Raw genomic sequence first — 17,652 nt, 5'->3', positions numbered from 1 at the left:
CTTACAGCTCCAGTGCGCTGTGGACTGCCGGCACCAGGGTGGCGCGGATCTCGTCGCGGACGCGGACGAAGCTCTCCAGTGGCTCGCCGTGCGGGTCGTGGAAAGGCATATGCATGCGCGGCACCGGGCGCGGGAAGATCGGGCAGCTCTCCTTGGCGTTGTCGCAGACGGTCACCACCAGATCGATGCGCTCGTCCATCACCGCATCGATGGTCTTGGGGTAGAGACCATCGGTAGGCAGGCCGGCATCCTTCAGTGCGGCGATGGCGCCATCCGCCACCTTGGGCTGCGGCAGCGTACCGGCCGACAGGGCGCGGACCTGGCCGGCCAGTTCGTGATTGAGGATGGCTTCGGCCATCTGGGAGCGACAGGAGTTGCCGGTGCATAGCACCAGCACGGTCTTGAGTTGGGACATGGTCATTGTTCCGGCTGGTCGGCTTGTTCGTCGGGCTTGCAACACGTTGCGGTTGAATCGGCCGAAACGCCGTTAGCAGGATTTCTGCGTTTGGCGATGGTGTCGCAGACGGCGGTCTTGGGCAGGCAGGCCTGGCCCTGGCAGCAGTTGTGGGTCAGGAAGGCGATGAGTTCGTCCATCGTCGCGAACTCCGCGGAGTAGCGGATGAAGCGACTCTCCTTCTGCCCGCGGATGAGCCCGACCCGGCTGAGATGGGCCAGGTGGAAGGACAGAGTCGGCGCAGGAAGGCCCAGCTGCTCTCCGATTGCACTGGCGAAAACCCCGTCCGGCCCGGCCTCCACCAACAGACGGAAGATACTCAGGCGGGACTCGTGGCCCAGGGCGGCAAGCAGTTCAGCGGCATCGAGCGTTTTCATATTTCCATTATTATCGAAACGTCGAAATTTAACTGTGAAGATTTTGTTGCAGAACGCGTGATACCGATCAGCCGGCGCACGCTCCAGTTCGGCGATCTGTCACGGTTTGGTCATCGTCCAGTTCCGAATATGAAATGTGCACTCCGTACTGTGCGTGTCTTTGAGAAATACGATAAAAATACCGGAGACGATCATCATGACCAACCTTTCCCAGTCGGCGCACAGCCTGGCTCCATTTGACGACACGCCCCGCCACCCCGGCCGCCCGCTGCTGGAGGACGTGCAGGCGCACCAGCTGCAACTCCGCGCCCTCCTCGCCGTCACGCTGGACGAGCAAGGCGGCGTGCTCAGGGCGCAGTCGCAGGAGATGCGCGACGGCTTCCTGCTGACCTGCTCCGTGATGGGCGAAGAAGTCCGCCAGCTCGCCCAGGTGCTGCATGTGCGCCTGAGCGCAGGTCAGGCGGCCTGAGCCGCCTCCAGACGCATCAGCACGAGCGCCGCCAGCACCAGGGGCACGAAAGACAGCCGCAGCACCGCGTCCCATCCGTACGCCGTCAACAGCGCGCCGGACAGGAAGGAGCCGACGGCAACCATCCCGAACACGATGAAGTCGTTGAAGGACTGGACACGCGTCTTCTCCTCGGGGCGATGGCACTCCAGCACCAGTGCCGATGCCCCGACGAAGCCGAAATTCCAGCCAACACCGAGGAGCACGAGGGTCAGCCAGAAGTGCGCGATGTCGGTGCCCAGCAGGCCCACTATGGCGGAAAGCGCGGTGAGAACCAGCCCCGCCATGGCGATCCGGTGGGCGCCGAAACGCGCGATCAACTGCCCGGTGAAGAAGCTCGGGGCGTACATCGCAATGATGTGCCACTGGATGCCAAGGTTGGATGCCTCCTGCGACAGGCCGCACATCCGCATCGCCAGCGGTGCGGCGGTCATCAGGAAATTCATCAGCAGGTACGAGACCACCCCGCAGGTGACGGCGATGATGAACCTCGGCTGGCGGGCGATGACGCCGATCGGACGACCGCCGGCCCCCTCCTCCGCCTGCGGCATGGGCAGGCGAACGCCAGTCAGCGTGAGCGCGGAGACGACCGCCACCGCCGCCTGCGCGAGGTAGGTGCCGGCAAAGGCATGCGGCATCCACATGTCCATCGTATGGGTGACGAGCTGCGGCCCGATCACGCCCGCGAAGATCCCGCCTGCCATGACCAGCGACAGTGCCCGCGGACGCCGCTCCGGCGGCACGCAGTCCGCCGCCGCGAAGCGGAAGGACAGGACCACCGCAGCATACGCACCGCCGAAGAAGGTCGCCCCACAGAACAGCCAGAACCAGCCCAGCGCCACCGCCAGCGCCGCGAGCAAACCGGCCAGCACGCCGCATGCCGTCCCGACCTGGAAGGCGACGTGACGGCCGTGGCGCCGGGCAACCAAACCGGCAGGCAGGGAACACGCCGCCATCCCCAGCACGAAGATGGTGATCGGCAGCGTCGCCAGCGCGCGGCTGGGCGCGAGCATGTTTCCGACGATGGCACCGCTTGCATAGACGACTGCCGCGTTCGCCCCCGAGAGCGCCTGCGCGACCGTCAGCCTTGCGACGTTGCTCCGGGCGTAGGCGTAGAGAGCTGGCGAGGATTGTTCAGTCAGCGTGCTTGCGTCGGCGTGCGGCATTGGCGCGGGTCTTTCATGGTCAGATTGACGATCAGTTGCGGCCGGCCATCACGCCGCCGTCCACATCCCAGTTGGCGCCGGTCACCCAGCCCGCCTTGTCTGACAGCAGGAAGACGATGGCCTCGGCGACGTCCTGGGGCGTGCCGACGCGGCCGATGGGATGAAAACTGTTGAAGCCCTGCAGCGCGTCGTGCACTTCGGCCTTCGGGATGAAGCCTTCGTAGATCGGGGTCTGCACCACCGCCGGCGACACCGCGTTGACGCGGATGTGCTGCGGCGCCAGCTCCATGGCCAGGTGCTGGGTCAGTGCATGCAGGCCGGCCTTGGCCATGGAATACGCCGACGACGGCGTCGCCGCGATGGCCTGCTTGGCCCACATCGAGCCGATGTTCACGATGGAACCCGGGCGCCCCCGGGCGACCAGCCTGGCGGCGACCTTCTGGGTGACGAAGAAGAACGCCTTGTTCAGCTTCATGTACTGCTCGTAATCGGCGGCCTGGTGCGCCAGGAAAGGCTTGGGGAAGAAGACCCCGGCCGCATTGACCAGCAGATCGATGTCCGGATGCTGCTCGTCGATCGTCGTGAGCAGGGCCGCCAGCCCTTCGTCGTTGGCGAGGTCGGCCGTCAGCGCCCACACCGGGCCCATGGCGGCCAACGCCTTGCGTGCCGCTTCGGCCTTGTCGGTGCGGTGCCCAACGATGACCACACTGCCACCTTCGGCGAGGACCATACGGGCCGACTCCAGGCCCATGCCGCTGGTACCGCCGACCACCAGCAGCTTCCTGCCCTTGAATTGATTGCTCATCCACGCGCTCCTCTTATCTGTTAGGAAAACTATCCGCTCAACGCCCACACCAGGCGCCCCGAACATCAGCCTCGGATCTCCGTCATACTTGAGTCATTGGTGTGAAGAGGATTCTTCGCTTGTTTCGGGCCACCCACAAACGAGATAAAGTGCCCTTTATTGAAAGAAAAACTTTATTGCAATGAAGCTGCCCGTACATCTCAACGCCCTGCGCGCCTTCGAGGCCAGCGCCCGCCATCAGAGTTTTTCTGCGGCGGCGGCCGAGCTCCACGTCACCCCCGCCGCGGTCGGGCAGCTCGTGCGTGCGCTGGAGGAATGGCTGGGCACGCCGCTGTTCCTGCGCAACAGCAGCGGACGGACCCGGCTCGTCGCCACCGAGGCGGCCGAGCGGGCGCTGCCGGACATCCGGGCCGGCTTCGATAGGCTGACGGTGGGTCTGGAACGGCTCAAGGAAGGCTCGGCCAGCGGCGTACTCACCGTGACGATCAGCCCGGCCTTTGCCGCCAAGTGGCTGCTGCCGCGCATCGACCGCTTCCAGGCGGCGTGGCCCGGCACGGACGTGCGCCTGGAAACCAGCCTCAAGGCGGTGGACTTCGTCGCCCAGCGGGTCGATATCGGGGTGCGTTACGGCGCCGGCAGCTGGCCGGGGCTGACGGCAGACAAACTGATGGACGAGGAGGTCTACCCGGTGTGCTCACCACGGCTGCTTGACGACACCCGACGCCTGCAGAAACCGGAGGACCTCGCCCAAGAGAATCTGATCCATGACCTGTCGATGGACCGCCACACGGGCTTTCCTACCTGGGAAGCCTGGCTGCAGAAGGCCGGCGTGACCGGGACTTCGACGCAGAGGGGTATGCAGATCAACAACTCCGCCGCTGTGCTGCAGGCCGCCGTCGACGGGCACGGCGTGGCCTTGGCACGCAGCGTCATGGCCCGCGACGATCTTGCGGCAGGACGCCTCGTCCGGCTATTCCCCAATATTGATTACAGCTCGGAACTTGCCTACTACGTGGTCTATCGCCCCGAATGCGCCGGCCTGCCGAGACTGGTGGCATTCCGCGAGTGGATCATCGGCGAAGCAGGTGCCAGATAGAGTCGCCCTATCGAACGCCCCACCACGGCCTTCTCCCATCCGGGATCACACCGAGAAATCCCATGTCTAAAAAATGGTTTTTCTCCCCCCGCCCAACCACCGCCATTTGTTCCGCCAAATCAATACCCTGGGGTGCTTTTCAGGGAAAAGTTCTTGATTTTCAGCGCCAAAAACACTACTAAATGTAGTAGAAAATTTCTTTTTATCGCACTGTTGACTTTTTTAAGTTCATGATTTTAAACAACTAAAATATTTTGCCGATTTTCCGCCTTGGAGTAAGCTATGCGCCGCTTCAGATCACTACCAATAAGCCATCCAAGAGCCATGACCGCCACCACAAAAAACGCCAAAGCCCAGCCCGCATCTGCCGCCACGCTCGAATCGCAGGATATCTCCGGCGAAGTTCTGCTCGAGAAATACGCCAAAGGTAACGAGCAGAGCGTTGGCGACGTGCGCGCTCGTGTCGCCCGTGCGCTGGCCTCCATCGAGGTCGAAGAAAAGCGCGCCTTTTGGGAAGCCAGGTTCCTCGAAGCGCAGGAACGGGGCTTCGTGCCCGCCGGCCGTATCAACTCCGCCGCCGGCACCAATCTCGCCGCAACCCTGATCAACTGCTTCGTGCAGCCGGTCGGCGACTCGATCACCGAATCCGTGGATGGCCGCTGCGGCATCTACACCGCCCTCGCCCAATCCGCCGAGACCATGCGTCGCGGTGGCGGCGTCGGCTACGACTTCTCCTCCATCCGCCCGAAGGGCGCGATGGTGCGCGGCACCCAGTCCAACGCCTCCGGCCCCGTCTCCTACATGCGCGTCTTCGACCGCTCCTGCGAGACCGTCGAATCCGCCGGCTCCCGCCGCGGCGCCCAGATGGGCGTGCTGCGCTGCGACCACCCGGACATCGAGGAATTCATCCACGCCAAGGACCACGGCGACCTGACCAACTTCAACGTGTCCATCGCCGTGACCGACCTGTTCATGCAGGCCGTGGAAAACGACGGTGACGTGGAGCTGGCCCACAAGGCCGAGCCGTCCAGCGACATCAAGGCTGCCGGCGGCTACAAGCGCGAAGATGGCCTGTGGGTGTACCGCAAGGTGCGCGCCCGCGACCTGTGGGACCAGGTCATGCGCTCCACCTACGATCACGCGGAGCCGGGCATCCTGTTCCTCGATCGCATGAACAAGGACAACAACCTTTACTACTGCGAGACCATCGAGGCAACCAATCCCTGCGCCGAACAGCCGCTGCCGTCCTACGGCTGCTGCTGCCTGGGCTCGATCAACCTGACCCTGTACGTGAAGGACGCTTTCAGCGAGAAGGCCAGCTTCGACTTCGCCGGCTTCGCCAAGACCGTCGAAACCTCCATCCGCATGCTCGACAACGTGCTCGAGGCGACCCACTGGCCGCTCGAGCAACAGCACGCCGAAGCCCAGTCCAAGCGCCGCGTCGGCCTCGGCTTCACCGGCCTCGGCAACGCGCTGGCCATGCTGCGTCTGCGCTACGACACCGACGCCGCCCGCGAGATGGCCACCAAGATCTCCGAGTTCATGCGCGACCAGGCTTACCTGGCCTCCGTCGATCTGGCCAAGGAGCGTGGCGCCTTCCCGCTGTTCAACGCCGACATGTACCTGTCCGGTGGCAACTTCGCGTCCCGCCTGCCCAACGAGGTGAAGGACAAGATCCGCAAGCACGGCCTGCGCAACTCCCACCTGCTGTCCATCGCCCCCACCGGCACGATCAGCCTGGCCTTCGCAGACAACGCCTCCAACGGCATCGAGCCGCCGTTCTCCTACACCTACACCCGCAAGAAGCGGATGGCCGACGGCACCTTCAAGGAATACGCGGTCGAGGATTACGCATGGCGCCTGTACAAGCACCAGGGCGGTGACGTCTCCAAGCTGCCCGAGTACTTCGTGACCGCGCTGGAAATCTCCGCCAAGGCCCACAAGGACATGGTCGCGGCCGTCGCCCCGTACATCGACACCTCCATCTCCAAGACGGTGAACGTCCCCGAGGACTACCCCTACGCGGAATTCGAGAACCTCTACCTGGAAGCCTGGAAGTCCGGCCTGAAGGGCCTGGCCACCTACCGGCCCAACAGCGTGCTGGGTTCCGTGCTGTCAGTGACGCCGAGCACCGAGCAGAAGCAGCCCCACGACCTGGAAATCTCCGACGACACCAACCGCCGCCTGTCCATCAAGAACCTGCCGGCACCGGTGCTCTCGTCCCTGCGCTGGCCGGGCCGCCCGGACCTGCCGGATGGCAACTCCGCCTGGACCTACATGCTCAACACGCCGCAGGGCAACTTCGCGCTGTTCGTGGGCCACATGGATCCGGTCGAAGACAGCCCCGCCAAGGGCGCCTTCCCCTTCGAAGTGTGGGTCAACGGTGCCGACCAGCCCCGCGGCCTTGGCGCCGTCGCCAAGACCCTGTCGATGGACATGCGTGCCAACGACCGTGGCTGGCTCAAGCTCAAGCTCGAAACCCTGGCCAAGACCGTCGGCGAGAAGTCCTTCGAAATGCGCTTCCCGCCCCATGGCGAGCAGAAGCTGATGCCGGGCGTCGTGTCCGCCTTCGCCCAGGTGGTCCGCTACCGCTGCGAGAAGCTGGAAGCCCTCGATGGCGACCTGCCGACCCCGGTGCTCGACAGCGTGTTCTCCCTGCAGGAGCCCAAGACCGGTACCGATGGCACCCTGTCCTGGACTGTCGACATCCAGAACCCGGCCACCGGTGAAGACTTCGTGCTCGGCCTGAAGGAAATCACCCTGCCGGACGGCGTCACCCGCCCCTACTCCATGTGGCTGTCGGGCAACTACCCGCGCGCCCTGGACGGCCTGTCCCGCATCCTGTCCCTCGACATGCGCGTGATGGACCCGGCCTGGATCGGCATGAAGCTGCGCAAGCTGATCGACTACCCGGAACCCCTGGGCGACTTCATGGCCTTCGTGCCCGGCACCCGCCGTCAGCAGAACTGGCCGTCCACCGTGGCCTACCTGGCTGCGCTGATCATCCACCGCTACGCGATGCTGGGTGTGCTCGACGAAGCCGGCTACCCGACCCGCGAAATGGGCATCCTCGAGTCCCCGCGCGACGACAACGAGCCCAAGCTGATGCAGGGCGCCCTGTGCAACGAATGCGGCAACCACTCGGTGATCCGCAAGGACGGCTGCGACTTCTGCACCGCCTGCGGCGCAGTGGGCACCTGCGGCTAAGCTGCATGCAAGGCACGCCGTTTCCGGCGTGACTGTGCACAATCAGCTGCAAGTCGTTGCGTCATGACTTGCCAGCTGGTTTGTGAAAACGAAACAGCCCGCGAACGATTCATTCGCGGGCTGTTTTTTAGCATGCTCCACCTCAGGAAGGAACGGCCAGGGCCGCATGCGCCTTTCGCTTTTCAGCCGGGAACATTCGCCAGTATGATGCGGCCCCCGTCGACCCGGTATAGCGATCAGGCGCCTCACCAGCGCATGGCCGGATAATCAGCTCTCAGATTTGTTGTGATGAACACGCCACTCCCCACCGAACGAAAGAAATTTGCCGACCTCGAAATTGGCGCCCGCTTCTACGACGCCTTGAGCCAGGAATTTTTTGTGAAGTCCTCGGCCACCCAGGCTGTCATGGTGACCTGGCTTGCCGACGGGAAGACGCCCGATGATTTCGAGCCCGATGACCCTGTGCGGGTCTAGCCTGCCCCAGCTTCACGACTTGACACAGTAAACAGCAAAAGGCCCATCTCCCCCGGAGAGGGGCCTTTTGTCATGCCATCAATCGGTCACCGTAGCCGGCCTCATCGCCACGCCGCCTTCCTGCGCCTCCCTGGCGTGCGCCAGCCGATACAGCAGCGGCAGCACCAGCAGGGTCAGTGCGGTGGAGGACAGAATGCCGCCGATGACCACCGTCGCGAGGGGGCGTTGGACCTCCGCGCCGGTTCCGGTGGCGAGGGCCATCGGGATGAAGCCGAGGGACGCGACCAGTGCCGTCATCAGCACCGGACGCAGACGCGTCAGCGCGCCGTCGTGGATCGCCTCGTCCAGCGAACGGCCTTCCTCCCGCAGGTTGCGGATGAAGGTGATCATCACCAGTCCGTTCAGCACCGCCACGCCGGACAGGGCGATGAAGCCGACACCCGCCGAGATGGACAGCGGAATGTCGCGCAGCCACAGGGCGGCGACTCCCCCCGTCAGCGCGAAGGGGATGCCGGAGAACACCAGCAGGCCATCCTTCACGTTGCCGAACATCGCGAACAGCAGGATGAACACCAGCAGCAACGCCACGGGCACCACGACCTTCAGGCGCTGGGACGCCGACTCCAACTGCTCGAAGGTGCCGCCCCAGGCCATCCAGTAGCCCACGGGTATCGCCACTTCGCCCAGCTGTGCCTGGGCCTCTGTGACGAAGGAGCCGATGTCGCGTCCGCGCACATTGGCGCTGACCACCACGCGGCGCTTGCCGTTCTCGCGGCTGACCTGGTTGGGGCCCGGCGCCAGATCGAGGCTCGCCACCTCGCCGAGCGGGATGTAGCTCGTCCGCCCTTCCCCGCTTCCGCGCGGCAACGCGATCGGCAGGCGCTTGAGCGCTTCCGGATCGGAGCGCAGCGCATCCGGCAGGCGCACGACGATGTCGAAGCGCCGGTCGCCCTCGAACAGCGTGCCCGCCTCCTGGCCGCCGATCGCCGTGGACACCGCGTCCTGCACGTCGCCAACGTTCAGGCCGTAGCGCGCCGTCTTGTCGCGGTTGATGTTGACGGTCAGCACCGGCAGGCCGGTCGTCTGCTCCACCTTCACCTCGGACGCCCCGGGGATCTTCTCCAGCAGCGCGGCGATCTTCCCCGCCGTCTCGTTCAGCACCACCATGTCGTCGCCGAAGATCTTGATGGCCACGTCGCTGCGCACGCCGGAGATCAGCTCGTTGAAACGCAGCTGGATCGGCTGGGAGAACTCGTAGGCGTTGCCCGGCATCCCGTCGGCGACCTTCTGGATCTCCGCCAGCAGCGCCTCGCGGCTCCGCCTGGGCTCGGGCCACTGGGATTCCGGCTTGAGCATGATGTAGCCGTCGGAGATGTTCGGCGGCATCGGATCGGAGGCAATCTCGGCCGTGCCGGTGCGAGCAAAGACCCGCTCGATCTCCGGGAACCCGGCCTTCAAGCGGGTCTCCAGCCGCTGCTGCATCTCGACGGATTGGGACAGGCTGGTGCCGGGAATGCGCAGCGCCTGAATCGCGAAGTCCCCTTCGTTGAGGCTGGGCACGAACTCGCTGCCCATGCGCGTCACCAGCAGGCCGGACAGCACGATCGTCACCGCCGTCAGCGTCAGCACCACCGGCTTGTTCGCCATCACCTGCGTCAGCACCGGCTCATAAGCCCGCCGTGCGGCGCGCATTAGCCCGTTCTCCTTCTCGGCCACCTTGTCGCCGATGAACAGCGCCACGGCCGCCGGGATGAAGGTGACGGACAGGATCATCGCGCCGATCAAGGCCGTGACCACCGTGAAAGCCATCGGATGGAACATCTTTCCCTCGACGCCGGCGAGGGCGAAGATGGGCAGATAGACCACCATGATGATCAGCTGGCCGAAGAGCAGCGCCCGCCGTGCCTCCTTTGAAGCCGCGAAGACCTCATGGAAGCGCTCCGTCCGGCTCAGCGGCCGGCCGAGGCGTGCCTGCGCGTGGGCCAGCCGCCGCACGCAGTTCTCGACGATGACCACCGCGCCGTCGATGATGATCCCGAAATCCAGGGCGCCGAGGCTCATCAGGTTGGCACTGACCCGGTAGCCGACCATCCCCGAAAAGGTGAACAGCATCGACAGCGGGATGACCATCGCGGTGATCAGCGCCGCGCGGATGTTGCCGAGGAACAGGAACAGGATGACGATCACCAGGATCGCGCCTTCGAGCAGGTTCTTCTTTACCGTGGCGATGGCCTTGTCCACCAGCACCGTGCGGTCATAGACCGTCACCGCTTGGATGCCCGGCGGCAGGTTGCGGTTGATCTCCGCCATCTTCTGGTCCACCGCGCGGGAGACGGCGCGGCTGTTCTCGCCAATCAACATGAAGACCGTGCCGAGCACCACCTCGCGGCCATTGTCGGTCGCCGCCCCGGTACGCAGTTCGCGCCCGATGGCAACCTCGGCCACGTCGTGGATACGGATCGGCACGCCCTGCACGTTGCCGAGGATCACGTTGCGGATGTCCTCCGGCGTGCGCAGCTGGCCCGGCGCACGCACCAGATACTGCTCGCCGCGCTTCTCGATGTAGCCGGCACCGGCATTGCCATTGTTGCGGTCGAGCGCCGTGACCAGGTCCTGCAGCGTGAGCCCGTAGGAAGCGAGCTTCTCCGGGCTCGGCGCCACCTGGTACTCCTTCGCAAAACCGCCGATGGAGTTGATTTCGGTCACACCCGCCACGTGGCGCAGCTGCGGCTTGATGATCCAGTCCTGGATCTCGCGCAGATCGGTCGGCGTGTAGGCCGTGCCGTCCGGCTTGCGGGCGCTCTCCCCGGCCTCCACGGTCCACAGGTAGATCTCCCCCAGCCCCGTCGAGATCGGCCCCATGGCCGGCGTGATGCCCGCCGGCAGTTTCTCCCGGGCCTCCTGGATACGCTGGTTGACGAGCTGCCGCGCGAAGTGGATGTCGGTCCCGTCCCTGAAGATGACCGTCAGCTGCGACAGGCCGTAGCGCGACAGGGAGCGGGTCTGCTCCAGGCCGGGCAAGCCTGCCATCACGGTCTCCACCGGGTAGGTCACCCGCTGTTCGACCTCCAGCGGCGAATAGCCCGGCGCCGCGGTATTGACCTGGACCTGCACGTTGGTGATGTCCGGCACCGCGTCGATGGGCAGGCGCTGGTAGTTGTAGATGCCCAGCGCGGCCATCCCGAGCACGGCCAGCAGAACCAGCCAGCGGTGCTCGATGGCGAGGCGGATGATGCGTTCAAACATGGCGTTCTCCTCCCGTCAGTGCGCGTGCTCGGCGCTGTCCTTGCCGAGCTCCGACTTGAGCACGAAGCTGCCCGACGCCGCGTAGGACGTGCCGGCCTTGAGCCCGCCCGTCACCTCGACCCGCTTCCCGTCGGCGCGCCCCAGCGTCACCGGCTGGACGCGGAAGCCGTCTGCCGTGCGCACGAACACCACCGGCTTGTCGTCGACGGTCTGGACCGCCTCCGCGAGCACGCTCACCGGCACGTCGTTTTCCCCCGACACGACCTCCACATTGACGAACAGCCCCGGCCGCCAGGCCATCTTCGGGTTGTCCAGCGTCACCCGCGCCTTGGCCGTGCGGGTCTCCTGGCCGAGCAGCGCACCGACGTAGGAAATGCGCCCCTCCGCGCGGGAGTCGAGGGCCGTCGCACGCACGACCACCTTCTCGCCGACCCGAACCACGTCCAGGTCTCTCGCCGACACCACGATTTCCGCCCACACGGACGACAGATCCGACAGCGTGAAGATGCTGGCGTCCTCCTTCACCGCCTCGCCGAGGGCGATGTGCTTCTCCACCACCATCCCATCAAAGGGCGCGCGGATCTCGTAGCGGTTGAGGCTCCCCGTCCCGGCCGCCGACGCGCCGAGGGCCACCAGCTTCTGCTGGGCGTTGGCCACGGCGATCTCGGCCTCGCGCAGCGCCTGCTCGGCGACCAGGTAGTCCTGCTCCGCGGCGATCTTCTGCTCCCACAGCTGCTTTTCCCGGAGGTAGGTGGACTTCGCCAAGCCGAGGCGCTTCTGCGCGGCGAGGAGTTCGCTGCGCAGCTCCGACAAGCCGGTGCTGGCAATCACCGCCAGCACCTGCCCGCGACGCACCGGCTGGCCGAGATTGGCCGGCACGCTGTCCACCACGCCGGCCAACCGCGGCACCACGTGGGCCGTGCGGTCTTCGTTGAAACGGATCTCACCGGGCAACTGGCGCGTCGTACGGATCCGCGCCGGCCCGGCCTGGTCGATGCCGACACCGGCCGCCTCGATCTGCGCCGCGCTCAGGGCGAGCGTTTCGTCGTGGAGTTTGGCTTTGTCATCGTCGGCGTGATGCTCGGCATCGCCGTGCGCGTCGCCAGGCTTTTCCGCGTGATGGGCCGTGTCGTCGTGGCCTGCGGCCTCCGCCGGAGCCGCGTGCTCCGCGGCTTCGCCGGCAGGCGTGGCCGGACTGCCGGCGAGAATCCAGCTTCCGGCGGCAATCCCGCTGATGAGAATGGCCGCAATAGCGATGGCCTGCTTGCCGGTGATGGTCGATAAACTTGATTTGAGAGGGTTGTTCACGGTGGGCTCCTACGGATGGTCGGCCATCACTGACGACGGCGTGGTGATGGCACCCAGCACGCGCTCCAGTTCGGCAGCGGTGCGATGGGCATCGGAGAGACTTTTCAGGTACTGGGCGCGAGCCTGGAAGAAGGTGCGCTGGGCATCGAGCACTTCGAGGAAGCTGAACTTGCCTAGCTCGAAACCCTTAGTCGCAGCGTCATAGGCGCTGCGGGCGCCCGGCACGATCTCCTGCTGCAGCGTCCGGGCCTCGACCAGCAGCGCCTTCAAGCGCTCCTGGTTCTGCGCCGCGTCGGCACCCAGGCGGAGTTCGGCGGCGCGCAGCTCATCCCGTGCCTTGTCGGTCCGCCGCAGCGCCTCGAGCAGATTGCCCTGGTTGCGGTCGAAGACCGGGAACGGGATCGACAGACCGACCACGGCCTGGTTGCGGCCAAGCTCCTCGACCCGCTTGGCGCCCACGCTGACAGTCAGGTTCGGAATACGCTTCGTCCGCTCCAGCTCGGCCACGGCGGCAAGACGCTCGACCTCGAGGCGCGAGCGCAGCAGCGTCGGCGCGGTTTCGAGACGGCGGGCCAGCGCATCGTCCGGCAGCAGCGCGGGCAGGACGTCCATGCGCCCTTCCGCCTGCGCGAAGCGCGGCTGGGCGCTGCCCCAGGTGATCGCCAGCCGCTTGCGGGCCACGCTCAGGTCGGCCCGGGTCTGGTTCAGCTCGACCCGCGCCGACGCCTCGGCAACCCGTGCCTTGGTCTCCTCCACCGGCGACACCTTGCCGGCCGCCACCCGTCGAGAGGCGGCCAGCGTCACGCGCTGGGCCAACGCGAGGAGATCCTCGGCCTGCTGGACGCGCTCCTGCGCCATCAGCACCTCGAAGAAGGCGCCGATCGTCGTCGCCCGCACGTCCAGGCGCCGGGCGGCCAGATCGGCAGTGGCTACGTCACGCCCCCGCTCGGCGGAAGCGATTCGCGCGGCGCGCTTGCCGCCCAGTTCCAGCAGCTGGCCGATCTGCACCGTAGTGCTGCGGGTCGCGCGGTTCTGGGTATCTTCGATGGATGCCGAGATGTCGGGATTGGGCCGCAGCCCGGCCTGTATGACCACGCCCTCGGCGGCGCGCAGCTCGTTGGCGGCCGCCGACATTTCAGGGTTCGCCGCCATCGCGAGGTCGAGCGCCATCGCCAGGTTCAAGGAACCTGTCGGCTCGACAGGATTGGCGCCAGGGCTGGCGACGGGGCTGACTACGGACGCCGCGGCCGGTTCGGCAGGCCAGTCGATGTCGGCATGAGCAGTGCCCGCTAGCGCGGCAAGCACGCAGCTCACCGCCAGGGTGATTCGTGTATTGGAATGCATCCGATTCTCCAGTGATGAAAGACACGTGGGGAAATCGGCGGGACGCCATCCAGCCGGACGGCGCGCGGCAAGGGCCGCGAGGGGAAACTACGGAAAGGAAGGCCCGCTCCCGCCGATCAGGCGGAAACGGTCCAGTTGGGGCGTTCCGGCAGGTCGCCAGGCGGCGACGCCAATGGATGCGGCGCCCACGGCGGACTCACGACACCCGCCTCGGCGGGGATGGGCTCGAACAGCCCGAGCAATGCGGACGCACAACCCGCATGGCAGAACGCACAGTCCTCGTCGATACCAGACGGCGCACTCTTCGAATCCTTGAAGCCGCCATCGCCTTGATGCTTGTGCTGGTGGTGACCGAAGTGCTGCGATTGCCCCGACTCGTGCTGGCAATAGGCCGCCGCCACCGACCAGGTGAACTGGAGTGGCAGGAAAACCAGCAGGAAGAGAGCAAGCCAGCGGCGCATGGGGACGGATGGTATCAGAGTTGCCGTCCAGGGCCCGCCCGGCATGCTCGAACGGATACACACAGCGCACCGGAATGCCGCTGAGATACAGCCTGGCACATATTGCATCGGGCTTCCCCGCGCATGGAGCATGACAAAACTCACGCAGGATAATGCTCTCGCCTTCCAACCGTGACACGCAGCACGGCCTGAAATGTCCCGAGTGGATAAGCTGCACGCTATCCTGAATCCCAACGGTATGCCGCGATGCGCTTCTCCTCCTTCAGCAAGCTTTGCTCCGTCCTGACTGTATCCGCCCTGTCTCTGGCGGCCCAGAACGCCAGCGCCAGCGTGATCACGATGGATACGCGCTACTCGGCCAGCTCGCCGTTGGCCACCGCCGACGCCTATCGCAGCACCATTGACCAGCTCGCCGCCGCGGCGCCGACCGCCGGCTATGGCAGCGCCAGCCTCGCCTCCTTTGATGGCGTTTCCAATCAGAGCGTGTTCGGCGGCTCGGCCACCAACATCGCCTTCCGCTACACCGTCAGCTTCGGTTCGGACAGCGGTGCGTGGAACTTCCGTATCGGCCCCGATTTCGGCAACGGCGGCGCGGTCTTCCTCGACGGAATCCTGATGGGCTTCAAGACCAACAACATGTGGTGGGCCGGCTCCTACGCCTCGACCTCGCAGGACTTCGAGTTCCTCGCCAACCTGAGCTCCGGCAATCATCTGCTGCAGATCTACGGCCTGGAAGACTGCTGCGACGGCAGCCAGCAAGCCCAGTTCCAGGGCCCCGGTGGCACGTCATTCACGTCCTTCAACAGCACTGACGGCCTCAACGCCCACGGCGTACCCGAACCGGCCAGCCTGTCGCTGGTGATGGGCGCCGGCCTGGCCCTGGCTGGCTGGCAGCGCCGCGGCCGCCGCGAACAAGCCTCCGAGTAAGCAGACGCGCCCACCGGGCGCAAGGCTTCGTGATCCAGCGCAAGAGAGCCCGCATTTCGCGGGCTCTCTTGCCGTTTACGGGGCACAGACGGCAGGCGCTCATGCGGGCGCCAGGAGCGTTCCTTCCGCCGGATTGGCCGCCAGCGACGCAGCGATCTCCCGCGTCACCTGCATCACCGTCCGGGTGGCGAGCGTCAGCTCCCCGTGGGGCGACATGGCCAGCGCCAGGTAACGGGGCACTTCCGGCTCCACCAGCTTGGCCGCCTGCAGGCGGCAGTGCTTCATGGCTGCGGCAATCGCATAAGGCCCCAGCAGCGCGTAGGCGCTGCCATCCGCGGCGATCTGGGTCTGCAGGCTGAGGCTGTCCGCCTCGGCAACCACGTTCAGGCTCACACCGTGCTGGGCGCTCAACTGGTCGAACTGGTCGCGCCAGCTGTTGGGCCGGCAGAACATCACCAGCGGCAAGCCATCCAGCGCCGAGAAGGCCACCGTCGGCCCCGCCGTCAGGGCGTCGCCAGCAGCGCTGACCAGGTAGGTCGGCGCTTCCGACAGGTAGATATCGCCGTTCCGGGCCAGCGGACTGTGGCGGAACAGGATCGCCAGATCCAGGTTGCCGCTCTCGAGCCAGGTTTCGAGCTGGGCGCCCTGCCCCTCGCGCACACTCAGCTGGATCAGCGGATAGCGTTCCCTCAAGCGGTAATACAGCGTGCTGACCAGCGGGTGCGCGGTGGACGGCAGGATGCCGATGCGCACCGTGCCAATCGGCTTGCCGGCGGTGGTACGGATGTCGTTGGAGAGCTGCTCGGTGCTGGTCACCCAGGTGCGCACCTTGGGCAGGATGCGCTGCCCCAGTTCGGTCAGCACCACGCCCCGGCCGGTGCGCTGGAACAGGCGTCCGCCGCATTCGTCTTCAAGCTCGCCGATCTGCCGGCTCACATGGGGCTGGCTGGTCCGGTAGGCCACCGCCACCTTGCTCAGGCTGCCCAGCTCCACCGCGTCGAGAAACAGCTTCCACGCCGAATAGTCCATTTCCGACCTCGCCAAAACCCATGTCTGATCAGTATAGCTGAAATACAAGAATTGCCTCTTCCGGCATATCAGACCCCTTCCTATACTGCAGCCATGCTCGATGACCGACACGGCAAGAGCTGAACAAGTCGTTGAATAAACTGCGTTTACTGGCCTCTAAGCGCCCCCCCGAAAATGCCTTCCGGATTCCTCCGGAACACTCGGAACCGCGGCCGGCGCAGGCGATCGACGACCACTCCACCTACCAAAGAGGAAATACATCATGACCCTGGATCTTCGTGGCCTCGTTCCCGCCCCCGTCACCCCCTTCACCCGCGACGGCGCCGTCGATCACGACGCCATCCAGCGCCTCGGCTCCTGGCTCGGCGGCATCGACGGCGTCAAGGGCCTGGTGGTGCTCGGCCATGCCGGCGAAGGCACCTTCCTGTCCCAGGACGAACAGGCGGCCGTCATCGAGAGCTTCGTGAAGTCCACCGACGGCCGCCTGCCGGTTATCGCCGGCATCACGCTGGAGGGCACCGCCGTCGCCGCAGAGGAAGCCAAGCGCGCCGTCAAGGCCGGGGCCGCTGCCGGCCTGGTCTACCCGTCCCACGGCTGGCTGCGTTTCGGCTACCAGAAGGGCGCCCCGCAGGACCGTTACCGCGCCATCTACGAAGAGAGCGGCCTGCCGCTGATCCTCTTCCAGTACCCGGACGCCACCAAGGCCACCTACGACCTGCAGACCCTACTGGACATCTCCGCCCAGCCCGGCGTCTTCGCGATGAAGAACGGCGTGCGCAACATGCGCCGCTGGGACGTGGAAATCCCCATCATCCGCCGCGAACGCCCGGAGCTGCAGATCCTCACCTGCCACGACGAGTACCTGCTGCACACCATGTTCGACGTGGATGGCGCCCTGGTCGGCTACGGCAACATCGCACCGGAACTGCTGATCGAGCTGATCAAGGCCGGCAAGGCCAAGGACTATCCGAAGGCCCGCGCGATCCACGACCAGCTGCTGCCGGTCACCCGCAACGTCTATCACCGCGGCTCCCACATGGAAGGCACCGTCGCGCTGAAGCACGCGCTGGTCGCCCGCGGCATCCTGGAGCACGCCACCGTGCGCTCCCCGCTGCTGCCGCTGGCCGAAGGCGCCGACGTGGAGATCGCCAACGCGATGCGCGCCGCCGGCATCGTGCGCTGATCCTGGCGGGATCACAGGCGACGCAGGCCGGCGTCGCCGGGGCAGTCGGCAGAGCCGGCCGACTGCC

General features: G+C 65.9%; 15 protein-coding genes. 6 read left to right on the top strand and 9 right to left on the bottom strand.

All coding sequences use genetic code 11. The annotated features are described in order from the left end of the window. Nucleotide 1: 1 nt before the first annotated feature. Together AC3QL2_RS22220 and AC3QL2_RS22215 are read right to left on the bottom strand one after the other, a co-directional pair. Nucleotides 2-415, bottom strand: a complete 414-nt coding sequence (locus tag AC3QL2_RS22220) for an arsenate reductase ArsC (protein ID WP_493232493.1) — start codon at nucleotides 413-415, stop codon at nucleotides 2-4. Nucleotides 416-417: 2 nt separating this feature from the next. Then, a complete protein-coding gene (locus tag AC3QL2_RS22215; protein ID WP_493232492.1) occupies nucleotides 418-831 on the bottom strand; it encodes an ArsR/SmtB family transcription factor in 414 nt (137 codons plus the stop codon). Between the two features lie 196 nt (nucleotides 832-1,027). On the opposite strand from AC3QL2_RS22215, the gene AC3QL2_RS22210 reads away from it, so the two are divergent. Next, nucleotides 1,028-1,300, top strand: coding sequence for a hypothetical protein (locus tag AC3QL2_RS22210; RefSeq protein ID WP_493232491.1), 273 nt, complete (start codon nucleotides 1,028-1,030; stop codon nucleotides 1,298-1,300). Here AC3QL2_RS22210 and AC3QL2_RS22205 read toward each other — a convergent pair. Next, complete coding sequence (locus AC3QL2_RS22205; protein WP_493232490.1) at nucleotides 1,288-2,505, bottom strand: MFS transporter; 1,218 nt, start codon at nucleotides 2,503-2,505, stop codon at nucleotides 1,288-1,290. The genes AC3QL2_RS22210 and AC3QL2_RS22205 overlap by 13 nt on opposite strands. A gap of 31 nt (nucleotides 2,506-2,536) precedes the next feature. Beyond that, a complete protein-coding gene (locus tag AC3QL2_RS22200; RefSeq protein ID WP_493232489.1) occupies nucleotides 2,537-3,310 on the bottom strand; it encodes an SDR family NAD(P)-dependent oxidoreductase in 774 nt (257 codons plus the stop codon). 181 nt (nucleotides 3,311-3,491) lie between these two features. Between AC3QL2_RS22200 and gcvA the strand changes: the two genes are divergently transcribed. The 3 genes from gcvA to AC3QL2_RS22185 all read left to right on the top strand — a co-directional run bounded on the left by gcvA (nucleotide 3,492) and on the right by AC3QL2_RS22185 (nucleotide 8,087). After that, nucleotides 3,492-4,406, top strand: a complete 915-nt coding sequence (gene gcvA, locus AC3QL2_RS22195; protein ID WP_493232488.1) for a transcriptional regulator GcvA — start codon at nucleotides 3,492-3,494, stop codon at nucleotides 4,404-4,406. A 324-nt stretch (nucleotides 4,407-4,730) separates the two neighbouring features. Continuing rightward, on the top strand, nucleotides 4,731-7,613 hold the full coding sequence (locus tag AC3QL2_RS22190; RefSeq protein WP_493232487.1) for an adenosylcobalamin-dependent ribonucleoside-diphosphate reductase: 2,883 nt from the start codon (nucleotides 4,731-4,733) through the stop codon (nucleotides 7,611-7,613). Between the two features lie 288 nt (nucleotides 7,614-7,901). Further along, nucleotides 7,902-8,087 (top strand): hypothetical protein, encoded by a 186-nt coding sequence (locus tag AC3QL2_RS22185; protein ID WP_493232486.1) that lies wholly within the window; start codon nucleotides 7,902-7,904, stop codon nucleotides 8,085-8,087. A 78-nt stretch (nucleotides 8,088-8,165) separates the two neighbouring features. Here the strand turns inward: AC3QL2_RS22185 and AC3QL2_RS22180 are convergent, their stop codons facing one another. From AC3QL2_RS22180 to czcI, 4 genes are all read right to left on the bottom strand, one after another. After that, nucleotides 8,166-11,333: a CusA/CzcA family heavy metal efflux RND transporter gene (locus tag AC3QL2_RS22180; RefSeq protein WP_493232485.1), complete on the bottom strand. Its 3,168-nt coding sequence runs from the start codon at nucleotides 11,331-11,333 to the stop codon at nucleotides 8,166-8,168. A 15-nt stretch (nucleotides 11,334-11,348) separates the two neighbouring features. Beyond that, a complete protein-coding gene (locus AC3QL2_RS22175; RefSeq protein ID WP_493232484.1) occupies nucleotides 11,349-12,641 on the bottom strand; it encodes an efflux RND transporter periplasmic adaptor subunit in 1,293 nt (430 codons plus the stop codon). Nucleotides 12,642-12,650: 9 nt separating this feature from the next. Beyond that, complete coding sequence (locus AC3QL2_RS22170; protein ID WP_493232483.1) at nucleotides 12,651-13,985, bottom strand: TolC family protein; 1,335 nt, start codon at nucleotides 13,983-13,985, stop codon at nucleotides 12,651-12,653. Between the two features lie 116 nt (nucleotides 13,986-14,101). Continuing rightward, entirely contained in the window at nucleotides 14,102-14,446 is a 345-nt protein-coding gene (gene czcI, locus AC3QL2_RS22165) for a cation efflux protein, CzcI family (RefSeq protein WP_493232482.1), read from the bottom strand. Between the two features lie 246 nt (nucleotides 14,447-14,692). On the opposite strand from czcI, the gene AC3QL2_RS22160 reads away from it, so the two are divergent. Next, nucleotides 14,693-15,373, top strand: a complete 681-nt coding sequence (locus tag AC3QL2_RS22160; protein WP_493232481.1) for a CCXG family PEP-CTERM protein — start codon at nucleotides 14,693-14,695, stop codon at nucleotides 15,371-15,373. A gap of 99 nt (nucleotides 15,374-15,472) precedes the next feature. Here the strand turns inward: AC3QL2_RS22160 and AC3QL2_RS22155 are convergent, their stop codons facing one another. Then, entirely contained in the window at nucleotides 15,473-16,402 is a 930-nt protein-coding gene (locus tag AC3QL2_RS22155) for a LysR substrate-binding domain-containing protein (protein WP_493232480.1), read from the bottom strand. A gap of 262 nt (nucleotides 16,403-16,664) precedes the next feature. On the opposite strand from AC3QL2_RS22155, the gene AC3QL2_RS22150 reads away from it, so the two are divergent. Then, the gene (locus tag AC3QL2_RS22150) at nucleotides 16,665-17,585 is read left to right on the top strand and encodes a dihydrodipicolinate synthase family protein (RefSeq protein ID WP_493232479.1); all 921 of its coding nucleotides are present in this window, start codon (nucleotides 16,665-16,667) and stop codon (nucleotides 17,583-17,585) included. Nucleotides 17,586-17,652 lie beyond the last annotated feature (67 nt).

This window comes from Zoogloea sp. GW822-FHT05C07, assembly GCF_058800215.1.
The sequence above is the reverse complement of the archived record's forward strand: the minus strand, read 5'-3'. Positions and strand labels throughout refer to the sequence as shown.